This is a genomic window from Nocardioides acrostichi, assembly GCF_015319165.1.
Classification (GTDB): domain Bacteria; phylum Actinomycetota; class Actinomycetes; order Propionibacteriales; family Nocardioidaceae; genus Nocardioides; species Nocardioides acrostichi.
Map to the genome: position 1 here is coordinate 153,887 of NZ_JADIVZ010000009.1, position 10,222 is coordinate 164,108.

8 protein-coding genes are annotated in these 10,222 nt (G+C 71.3%); 5 read left to right on the forward strand and 3 right to left on the reverse strand.

From position 1 onward, the window contains the following. Positions 1-8 precede the first annotated feature (8 nt). From ISG29_RS15980 to ISG29_RS15990, 3 genes are read right to left on the reverse strand one after another with little or no spacing between them, the layout of a single operon-like run. Positions 9-980: an SCP2 sterol-binding domain-containing protein gene (locus tag ISG29_RS15980; RefSeq protein ID WP_194504440.1), complete on the reverse strand. Its 972-nt coding sequence runs from the start codon at positions 978-980 to the stop codon at positions 9-11. A gap of 24 nt (positions 981-1,004) precedes the next feature. Beyond that, positions 1,005-1,946, reverse strand: coding sequence for a DNA-3-methyladenine glycosylase family protein (locus ISG29_RS15985; RefSeq protein ID WP_194504441.1), 942 nt, complete (start codon positions 1,944-1,946; stop codon positions 1,005-1,007). A 34-nt stretch (positions 1,947-1,980) separates the two neighbouring features. Continuing rightward, positions 1,981-4,182 carry a molybdopterin-containing oxidoreductase family protein gene (locus ISG29_RS15990; protein ID WP_194504442.1) on the reverse strand — a complete coding sequence of 734 codons (2,202 nt, stop codon included), beginning with the start codon at positions 4,180-4,182 and terminating at the stop codon, positions 1,981-1,983. Between the two features lie 35 nt (positions 4,183-4,217). On the opposite strand from ISG29_RS15990, the gene ISG29_RS15995 reads away from it, so the two are divergent. The 5 genes from ISG29_RS15995 to ISG29_RS21860 all read left to right on the forward strand — a co-directional run bounded on the left by ISG29_RS15995 (position 4,218) and on the right by ISG29_RS21860 (position 10,078). Continuing rightward, positions 4,218-5,000, forward strand: coding sequence for an enoyl-CoA hydratase/isomerase family protein (locus ISG29_RS15995; RefSeq protein ID WP_194504443.1), 783 nt, complete (start codon positions 4,218-4,220; stop codon positions 4,998-5,000). Between the two features lie 107 nt (positions 5,001-5,107). Next, positions 5,108-6,517 carry a wax ester/triacylglycerol synthase domain-containing protein gene (locus ISG29_RS16000; protein WP_194504444.1) on the forward strand — a complete coding sequence of 470 codons (1,410 nt, stop codon included), beginning with the start codon at positions 5,108-5,110 and terminating at the stop codon, positions 6,515-6,517. Between the two features lie 44 nt (positions 6,518-6,561). Then, on the forward strand, positions 6,562-8,073 hold the full coding sequence (locus ISG29_RS16005) for an ATP-dependent DNA ligase (protein ID WP_194504445.1): 1,512 nt from the start codon (positions 6,562-6,564) through the stop codon (positions 8,071-8,073). Positions 8,074-8,676: 603 nt separating this feature from the next. Further along, positions 8,677-9,534, forward strand: a complete 858-nt coding sequence (locus ISG29_RS21855; protein ID WP_407940230.1) for a transposase — start codon at positions 8,677-8,679, stop codon at positions 9,532-9,534. Further along, complete coding sequence (locus ISG29_RS21860; RefSeq protein WP_407940231.1) at positions 9,437-10,078, forward strand: transposase; 642 nt, start codon at positions 9,437-9,439, stop codon at positions 10,076-10,078. Before ISG29_RS21855 ends, ISG29_RS21860 begins: the two co-directional genes overlap by 98 nt. Positions 10,079-10,222 lie beyond the last annotated feature (144 nt).

Below are 10,222 nucleotides of genomic sequence, written 5' to 3' on the forward strand. Positions count from 1 at the left end.
CGCACGGCTCACGAGGCGGGTCGTGCAGGGCTGGGGATCCGCATGACGGACAGCAGTTGGAGCGCCTTGGCCTTCTCGCCGCGCACCTTGAGCTGACCGCGCAGCACCCCGGTGACCGGGTTGAGGTGTCCGGTGACCAGGCGTAGGAAGTCGGCGCCGTCGCAGAGCAGCGTGGCGTCGCGCCGCTCCCCCTCCTCGCTCGGCCGGACCGTGCAGGTGCCGCGCGTCACGCGCACCGTGTGTCGTTCTGGGCCGCCCGCGTCGACCGGGCCACCGGAGAGCTGGAACCCGATGGCGAGGTCGACGCGGGCGGCCTTGCGCTCGTCGAGGTGGTCGGGAATGCGGGAGAAGACCTCCGCCAGCACGATCGGCCGGAAGCCCGAGGCCATCACCTCGCGCACGTGGGCGACCGGCACACCGGTCAGCGCGCGGGCGACGTCGGCTGGCGCGAGGGCCGAGGGGTCGAGGGCGCGGGACTCCGAACCGGGGATGGTGAAGAGCCCGCCCACGGCCAGGGCGAGCGCGCAGTCGCCGCGCACGTCGAGTCGGCCGGCCAGGTAGTCCAGCGCAGCGTTGCCCTCGCCGCTGACCAGGCGGATGAAGCCGACGACGGTCGTGGCGAGCACCAGGTCGGCCGGCGTGCGGGCCGGCACGTCGGTCTCGACGTCGACGGTGCCGCCCTCGATGACGAGCAGGTGGTTGCCCAGCCGGGCGTCGTCGCGGGCGAGGTCGATGCGCACCCGGCCCGCGATCACCGCCAGGGCGGCCGGGTCGGCGTACTCGTGCAGCCTGCCCAACACCCCACGCACGGCCGGGATGCGGATCTCCTCGCGGGCCACGAGCCGGGACAGCTCGGCGTCGGCGGTGGCCCGGATGGCCGCCACGAGCTCCTCCGCCGGGGTGTCGGTGAGGAAGGCGAGGGCCTCGGCGGCCGTCGCGGTGCTCAGCGCCGCGAGGGTGGGGGATGTTGTCTGCGTCACTGTGTCACAGTAACCCGGCGGTGCTCACCAGCGGGTGACCTTCGCCGGAAGGTGCGTGCGTGGCGCCATCCGGGCCCCGTGGCGGGGTCGATGCAGCCCGGCCATCGCGATCAGCGCGGGCACCCGGCCGCGCTGGGGACGATAGGGCTCGAGGAAGGCCGCCAACTGCTCGTCGTCGAACGGCGTGCCGGTCAGCGCCCAACCGACGTCCTTGGCGACGTGGTAGTCGCCGAAGCTGACGGCGTCGGGGTCGCCCTGGGCGCGCTGACGCACCTCGGCCGAGGTCCACACGCCGATGCCGGGCAGGGTGCGCAGGCGGCGATCGGTCTCCGCCGGATCGAGGGCACCGGCGCGCTCGAGGGAGTCGGCGACGCGGGCGGCGGTCAGGATCGTGCGGGAACGGGCCGGGTCGACGTGCATGCGCAGCCACTCCCACGACGGGATCCGGCGCAGGGTGGCGGCGTCCGGCTGCACCCACAGCTTCTGGCCCTCACCGTCTGGGCCCGGCCCCGGTGCGCGCTCACCGAAGCGGCGCACGAGCATGCGGAACCCGGCGAACGCCTCCTGGCCCGTGACCTTCTGCTCGATGATCGCGGGCACCAACGCCTCCATGACCAATCCGCTGCGCCCGAGCCGTGCGTGCGGGTGGTGGCGCATCGCCTCGGCGAGCACGGGGTGGCGCGGGTCGAAGCCGGACCAGTCGTCGTGCGCCCCGAGCAGTCCGGGCAGCGACTCGAGCAACCAGTCGCCCCCCGGACCCCACGCGCTGGCGTGCACCTCGCCGTCCGCGGGTCGTGAGGCGACCGCGATCGTCGCGACGCCGAGCGGCGTGCGGACGCCACGCCAGATCGTGCCGCGCGCATCGACGCGATAGGTGGGGTCTCCCCCACCGTGACGGTGCTGCCCCAGCACTCGTGCCACCGGGCAGGGCCACTCCGGGCGCCAGACCCTGGTGACCTCCTGCACCCGGCGAGGCTACGTCAGCCGTGCCCCGCGGGGCTCAGAGAGCCTCGATGGCCACCGGGATGCCGTTGAGCAGTGTCATGCCGGCGAGGAACTCGACGTCGTCGAGGTCGGCCGACGCCAGCAGGTTGGAGTTCGCTCCACCCGCCCCGTTGGCCCGGGTCCAACCGGCGTCGTGACCCCAGCCGTGAGGGACGGCGATGGTGCCGGGGCGCACCTCGTCGGTGAGGCGGGCGACGGTGTCGATGGAGCCACGAGCCGCGCTGATGCGCACCTTCGCCCCCTCGACCAGACCCACCGCCTCGGCGTCGTCGGGGTGGATCCGCGCGGTGTGGACGCGCTGGCGGCCTCTCATGAGCGCGGAACTGTTGTGCATCCAGGAGTTCTGCGAGCGCATCTCACGCAGCCCGATCATCCGCAGCGGGAACGCCGGGTCGGGCTCCGCGTCGCGCCCGGCGCGTAGCTTCTCCCACTCCTCGACCAGCTGCACCGGAGCGAGGTCGACCTTGCCGTGATCGTGACGCACCACCTCGGCCAGACGCCCGCCTTCGGGGCGCGGCAGCATCACCCCGCGCGGTTCCCGGCGCAGGCGCTTGAGGCTGACGCCGTCGCGACGCAGTCCGAAACGGTCGCCGTAGGGCCCGGTGCGCATGAGCAGGTCGACCAGGGTCCACGGCGTCGGGCCCCGCACCCCGAGGCGGCGGGCGAGCGCGCGCACCGGCCGGGTGAGCGTGGCCACGGGGCCGGGGAGGAAGAGGGTGAGTCCGGCCCGGCGCGCGATCTCGTCGTAGACCTCCCATTCGAGGCGGGCCTCTCCTTCGGGCTCGAGCACGGCGTCGGCGTGCTGCACGTGCGGCCACGGCGAGGAGTTGACGACCGCGAACGGCACGTCGGCGCGCTCCAGCCAGGTGCGGGCGGGCAAGACGTAGTCGGCGTGCTTGTTGGTCTCGTTCACGTAGAGGTCGAAGGCCACGTGCAGGTCCAGCTGCCCCAGAGCCGCCTCGAGCCCGGCGCCGTCGGGGCCCGAGAGCACCGGGTTGCCGGCCAGGGTGAACAGCACGCGCAGCTGGTCGGGGCCGGGCGTGGTGATCTCCTCGGCCATGATGGCCGAGGGCCAGGTGCCCATCACGTCGGGGAAGCCGCCGATGCGCGAACGGGAGGCGTCGTAGGTCATCTGGCCCGCCCGCTCGGCCACCTCCTCGAAGGGGATCACCGGCGTCGAGAGCAGCGTGCCGCCGGGCCGATCGAGGTTGCCGGTGAGCAGCGTCAGCGCGTCGATGAGCACGCTGATCAAGGTGGCGTGGCGGCCCAGGCAGGAGCCGGTGCGGCCGTACACGGCCGCGCGGGGCGCCGCGGCGAGGTCGCGGGCCAGCGAGCGGACGTCGTCGGGGCTGACGCCCGTGCGCGCGGCGGTGGCCTCCGGCGAGAAGTCGGAGCACGCTGCCAGGAGTTCCTCCACACCGACCGCCTGGCGCTCGACGGCGTCGCGGTCGAGGAGATCCTCGGCCCGCAGCACGTCGATCATCGAGGCGAGCAGGAGTGCGTCGGTGTCGGGGTTGACCGACACGTGCTCGAACGCCTTGGCCGTCTCGCTGCGCCTCGGGTCGACGCAGATCACCCGGCCGCCGCGGCTCACGATGTCGGCGAGCCGCTCCTTGGCCCGAGGCACGCGTACGCCGCTGCCGCGCGAGACCAGCGGGTTGGCGCCGATCATGAGCAGGAAGTCGGTCTCGGCCAGGTCCGGGAACGGCAGCTGCGCCAGCGTGCCGTAGAGGAGCTTGCTGGCCACGTAGCGGCTGTTGATGTCTTGGCTGCCCACCGTGTACTGGTGCGAGGTGCCGAGGGAGGAGACGAAGGCGCCTGACCAGATGGCGGCGGTGATGTTGAAGCCGGCCGGGTTGCCGAAGTACTGACCGACCGCCCCGCCTCCGTGCTCGTCGATCGTGGCCCGCAGGCGTGTGGCGATGTCGTCGAGGGCGTCGTCCCAGCTGACCTGCTCGAACTCGCCGGGGGCTCCTCCCGCGACTCGGCGCAGCGGGTGCAGCACCCGCTCGGGGTCGTACTGGATCTCCGGGAAGGCCAGGCCCTTCGGGCAGGCGTACCCGCGACTGAGCGGGTGGTCGCCGTCGGGTCGCAAAGAGGTGAGCCGGCCGTTCTCGACCGTGGCGATCATCCCGCACAGCGGCTCGCAGATGCGGCAGTAGGTCGTGACCTCGCGGACGGAGGGGTTCGTGGCCATCGCCACATACTGAAACACGTTCTAGTGTTTCGTCCATGGTCCTCCAGATCCGCGACGAGCACCGGGTGCGCACGATGCGCCTCGACCGCCCCGAGGCGCTCAACGCCTTCAACGAGGCGCTCTACGACGCCACCGCACGCGCGCTGCGCGAGGCGGCCGACGACCCCGAGGTCGCCGTCGTGCTGCTCACCGGCAACGGGCGCGCCTTCAGCGCGGGCACCGACCTGCTCGAGATGCACCAGATCGCCACCGACCCCGACTTCCAGCGTGGCGAGTTCGGCTTCGTCGGCCTGGTCGATGCGCTGGCCGACTTCCCCAAACCGCTGGTGGTCGCCGTCAACGGCATCGGCCTGGGCATCGGCTGCACGGTGCTCGGGTTCGCCGACCTGGCCTACATGTCGTCCGAGGCGCGGCTCAAGTGCCCCTTCACGTCGTTGGGCGTGGCTCCCGAGGCGGCGTCGTCCTATCTGCTCCCGCGCCTCGTGGGTCGCCAGGAGGCGGCGTGGGTGCTGTTGTCGGCCGAGTGGATCTCGGCGGCCGAGGCCCAGCGCATCGGGCTGGTGCGCCAGGTCTGCTCCCCCGACGAGCTGATGGCCACCGCGAGGGGGGACGCAGAGACGCTGGCGCGGCGTCCGATCTCGTCGTTGACGGCGGTCAAGCGCACCATGACCGAGCCGCTGCGCCACGCCATCGCCGAGGCGCGCGCACGGGAGAACGCCGCCTTCGCCGCGCTGATGGGCGGGCCGGCCAACCTCGAGGCCCTGACGGCCTTCGGCGAGGGCCGCGAGCCGGACTTCACCGGCATCCCCGGGGAGTAGGCACCCGAAAGGGTGATCGATCCCACATCGGCGAGACCGTGCCCTACCGCCGGGTATCCCGTTGAATAACTAGAACACGTTCTAGTTGGACGACACCCGGAGACACCATGACCGAGCAGGTCCACCGCCTCACCGGACCCGATGCGCTGATGCTGCACCTCGAGGACGACCAGACGCCGATGCACACCCTCAAGGTGGCCGTGCTCGACACCGCGCGGCTGTGCCGGGCGATCACACTCGCCGACCTGCACCGACTCGTGCCCGAGTACCTGGGCATCGCGCCCTGGACCACCCGTCGCTTCGCCACGGGCCGCGGCTACGGCGGCCGACCCTTCCTCGTCGACGCTCCCGTCGAGCTCGAGCACCACCTCGACGAGGTGCACGCCCCCACGCCCGACCGCGCCGGCCTGGACGCCGTCTGCGCCGATCTCGCCGAGCGTCGCCTCGACCGCGGGCGCCCGCCGTGGGCGATCACGCTCGTGCACGGCCTCGAGAACGGACGGCAGGCGCTCGTCGTACGGGTGCACCACGCCGTCGCCGACGGCCTGGCCGCCCTCAACACCTTCCTGGCGTTGACCACCGACTCCCCCGAGGTGCTGCCGGCCGGCGAGCGCGCGCGAACCGCCTCCGCCGCGGCGACCACCGGCGCCGACCTGCGCCGGGCCGCCCACCAGGACCGGATGGCAGCTCGCGGCGGTCTGCCCGCCGCCGTTCGGGCGGCCCGGGCCTCGCGCCGGGTCAGTCGTGCCTATGCCGAGAAGGAGCTCGTTCCCGGCACACTCTCCGCGCCGCGCACCTCTTTCAACCGCAACGGCGGGGGCGAGCGCGTCTGCGCCTCCGGCGACCTCGATCTCGCGCTGGTCAAGCAGGTGGGCCGAGCCAGTGGCGCCACGCTCAACGGCGTCCTGCACGCCGCCATCGCAGGGGCCATGCGCGCCGAGTACACCGCGCGCGGCGACCGCACCGACGTGCCGGCAGTGGCGACGTTCGGCGTGGCCGACGACGTCAAGACCACGCGCACCAGCGGCAACCAGATCACCGCCGCCAGCGTGTACCTGCACGTCGAGGAGGCCGACCCGCTCGTGCGGCTGGAGCGCACCAGCCGCGCGTGCCTGCACGGGGTGGCGCTGCGACGTGAGCGCGGACCCGCACTGACCCGTGCGCTGGGCGACCTGGTGCCTCGGGTCGGGCCCTACCTGCGCACCGTCTTCGCGCACCGGCTGCCGCGCATCCTCAACAACATCACGACCGCCAACGTCCCGGGCCCCCGCACGCACCGGTTCGCGGGCCCGGTCGAGGTCGTCGACTGGATCTCCTACGCAGTCGCCGTCGCGCCGGCCGAGGTGAACCTCACCGTCTACTCCTACGGCGAGCGCATGACGATGGGCCTCGTGGCCACCCCCCGCTCGATGCCGGACCCGGCCGCCTTCCTGCGCCGCGTCGCCGAGGAACTCGACGTGCTGGCCGCCGCCGTCGGGCCGGTCGAGTCACCCGAGGGCCTGCTCGCCGTCTCCTGACCGCTCGCCCGGTCGGTGTCGGCGCGCGCGGGCACACTGGCGCCATGCTGCTCGCCGAGATCGTCGCCTGCTCAGTGACCGTGAGTGCCACCCGCTCGCGCAAGGCGAAGGTCGAGGCGTTGGCCGCGCTGCTCGGCATCTGCCCCGAGTCGGAGCTGCCGATCGTCGCCTCGTACCTGGCCGGGTCACTGCGCCAGCGCCGCACCGGGCTGGGCTGGCGCTCGGTGCGCGAGGTTCCCGCTCCGGCCGCGTCGGCATCGTTGGGCGTGCTCGAGGTGCACGAGGAGTTCGGGCGCATCGCAGGCCTCTCCGGTGTCGGGTCGGGCACGGCACGCGCCGAGGCGTGGAGGGCGCTGACGGCCCGCGCCACCGGCGAGGAGCAGCGGTGGCTCCAGGCCGTCGTCACCGGCGAAGTGCGTCAGGGTGCACTCGACTCGCTGCTCCAAGAAGCCGTGGCATCGGCGGCTTCAGTGCCGCTGGCCGCGGTACGCCGCGCCGCGATGCTCACCGGCTCGACCGTGGCCGTCGTCGTCGACGCGCTCGTCGTCGGTGAGCCGGCGCTCGCCGCAGCCCGGCTGGAGGTGATGCGTCCCGTACAGCCGATGCTGGCGTCGTCCGCGCCCGATGTCGCGGCGGCACTCGAGAAGGTGGGCGGCGGGGTGGTCGCGGTCGACACCAAGCTCGACGGCATCCGCATCCAGGTGCACCGCGACGGTAGCGGGGTCCGCATCGCCACCCGCAGCCTCGAAGACGTCACCGAGCGACTGCCCGAGGTCGTCTCGATCGCCCTCTCCCTTCCCGCCACGAGCTTCGTGCTCGACGGCGAGGCCCTGGCGCTGGCCGACGACGGCCGCCCCCGGCCGTTCCAGGAGACCGCCTCGCGCACGGCACAAGCCACGGGCGTCTCGGTCACCCCGTACTTCTTCGACCTGCTGCACCTCGACGGCCGCGACCTGCTCGACGCACCCGGCCACGAGCGACTTGCGGCGCTGGAGGCCTTGGTACCGGCACCGAACCTGGTGCCGCGCACCGTCACCGACTCGGCGGAGGTCGCGGCCGACTTCATGCGCGACGTCGTCGCGCGCGGGCACGAGGGTGTCGTGGTCAAGAACCTCGAGGCGCGCTACGAGGCCGGGCGCCGGGGAGCCGGCTGGGTCAAGGTCAAGCCCGTGCACACCCTCGACCTCGTCGTGCTCGCGGTCGAGTGGGGCTCGGGCCGACGCAAGGGCTGGCTCTCCAACATCCACCTCGGCGCGCGCGACCCCGACTCCCCCACCGGCTTCACGATGCTGGGCAAGACGTTCAAGGGCATGACCGACGAGATGCTCGCCTGGCAGACCGAGCGGTTCCTCGCACTCGAGACCTCGCGCGAGGGCCACGTGGTGCACGTGGAGCCGATCCAGGTGGTGGAGGTAACAATCGACGGGGTGCAGCGATCGAGCCGCTACCCCGGTGGGGTCGCACTGAGGTTCGCAAGGGTCGCCCGCTACCGAGACGACAAGCCACCGAGCCAGGTGGACACGATCATTGAACTGCAACGCCGTTTCCGTGCTTGACTCTGTGACATGAATTCGGGGGCCGAAAAGACTAGACGGCGCAAACCAGACTGGCGCGAGCTTTTGTATACGGTCCCATCTTTCGTAGTCATCTCGCTTTCTATGGCGTTTGCCTCAGACCACGATTGGCCCTGGTGGTTGACCATAATCACTGCGACGCTTGGAGGCTTGACGGCCGGTAGTGTTTGCGCGGTATGCGTTGGACTGTGGAATAAGGCGGGAAGATGACCCGCTCAAACGACAAGTGCACGCTCCCAAGGCGAACGGCCGTTCTCGTCTTGCTGCTCTTCTATGGAATCGTGGTAGCGATAGGCATCATCGTGGGTCTATACGTCAATAACCCCGACGTGAAAGCTGTTGCCGTGTGCCTCCTGACACTCGGAACAATCTTTTTCTACCTGTACCTGCGTACCCGCATCGACCGAAGTCGCTGGCGCTAACCCCGATCGTTCACCGCGATTGGTGGTGTTCGGCGCGTAGAAACACCGAAGTGCCCTCTGGGCAGGGAAGACTTGGACTTGTCGAAGGTTCCAGGTCGCCCAGCGGAAGGCACTCGGTAGGTGGAGCGTACGTCGTGGTCTACGGGCTTGTCTGTCACGGCTGATGGGTGTCGGCGTGGTGGCCCACGCGGGCAGCGTCGCGACCCGGCTGTTGGCCGACCGAACGGGGCTGACCGGGGGGTTGTCGCAGGCGATGGCTCGCCGCAACTTCGTCCCGGTCCACGACCGGGGCCGAGTGCTGGTCGACGTCGCGGTGATGCTGGCTGATGGTGGTGAGGCGATCGCCGACATCGAGGTGCTGCGCCACCAGGTCGGGGTGCTCGGTCCGGTCGCATCGCCGCCGACGGTCTGGCGCACGCTGGACGAGGTCACCCCGGGGCGTTTGAAGAAGATCGCGACCGCGCGGGCCCGGGTCCGCCGACACGTGTGGTCCAAGGTTCCGGGCGGTGTGCCGGCCAGCAAGGTCGCCGGGACCGAGCTGGCCGAGGACATGATCGTGCTCGATGTCGACGCCACGATCGTGGTCAGCCACAGTGAGAAGGAGCAGGCGGCGCCCACGTTCAAGCGCACGTTCGGCTACCACCCGCTCGGCGTGTGGTGCGACAACACCACCGAGTTCCTTGCCGCCAAGCTCCTTGCCGCCAAGCTCCGTGCCGCCAAGCTCCGTGCCGGGAACGCTGGATCGAACACCGCGGCCGACCACATCGAGGTTCTCACCGACGCGATCGCCCAGATCTCCGGCAGACACCGCCGCAAGCTGCTCATCCGTAACGATGGCGCTGGCGCCTCGCACAAGCTGTTGGACTGGCTCGCCGAACAGGACAAGGTAGGACAAGGTCCGCGGCCGCAGCGTGGAGTACAGCGTGGGATTCGCGGTCACCCAGTCGCTGCGCGGGGCGATCGACCGGGTCCCGAAGAGGATCTGGACTCCCGCGCTCGACGCCGACGGCGGTGTGCGTGAGGACGGCGACGTCGCAGAGCTCACCGGCCTCATCGACAAAGACGTGTTGGCCAAGTGGCCGACCGGGATGCGGGTCATCGTCCGTCGCGAGCGGCCGCACCCCGGCGCGCAGCTGTCGCTGTTCGAGGAGCGCGATGGCTGGCGCTACCAAGCCTTCGTCACCAACACCAAGACCGGGCAGCTGGCCTTCCTCGAAGCCCGGCACCGCGCCCACGCCAGGGTCGAGGACCACATCCAACACGCCAAGGACACCGGTCTGGGCCGGTTCCCATCGCGGGAGTTCGCGATCAACCAGACATGGCTGGCACTCACGATGATCGCGGCCGACCTGACCGCCTGGACCAGGCTGCTCGCACTGTCCGGCGACGCCAAGACCCTTGCGAGCTGTGAGCCGAAGGCACTGCGCTACCGATTGCTCCACGTTCCCGCCCGAGTCACGCACGGCGCCCGCCGCCGACGGCTCCGCATCCCGGAATCGTGGCCATGGGCGGCCGCGGTCGTCGCGGTCTTCGCCAACATCGCCGCGATTCCGCAACCAGCCTGACCCTTCCCGTCCGCCCACAACCCTCACCACCCGGAGAACCGCAGCCCGGCAGCGTCAGCCGGCCCAGCGTCGTACCCGAAGACCGCCATCAACCCGCCTCACGCCGCGACGCCGTCGCCGACGCCCCCATGAAAGACCGGGGCT

Coding starts and splice junctions, on each gene's coding strand:
- ISG29_RS16005 (WP_194504445.1), top strand. CDS start 6,562: ATGCTGCTCGCCGAGATCGTCGCCTGCTCAGTGACCGTGAGTGCCACC.
- ISG29_RS21855 (WP_407940230.1), top strand. CDS start 8,677: ATGGGTGTCGGCGTGGTGGCCCACGCGGGCAGCGTCGCGACCCGGCTG.
- ISG29_RS16000 (WP_194504444.1), top strand. CDS start 5,108: ATGACCGAGCAGGTCCACCGCCTCACCGGACCCGATGCGCTGATGCTG.
- ISG29_RS15990 (WP_194504442.1), bottom strand. CDS start 4,182: ATGGCCACGAACCCCTCCGTCCGCGAGGTCACGACCTACTGCCGCATC.
- ISG29_RS15995 (WP_194504443.1), top strand. CDS start 4,218: ATGGTCCTCCAGATCCGCGACGAGCACCGGGTGCGCACGATGCGCCTC.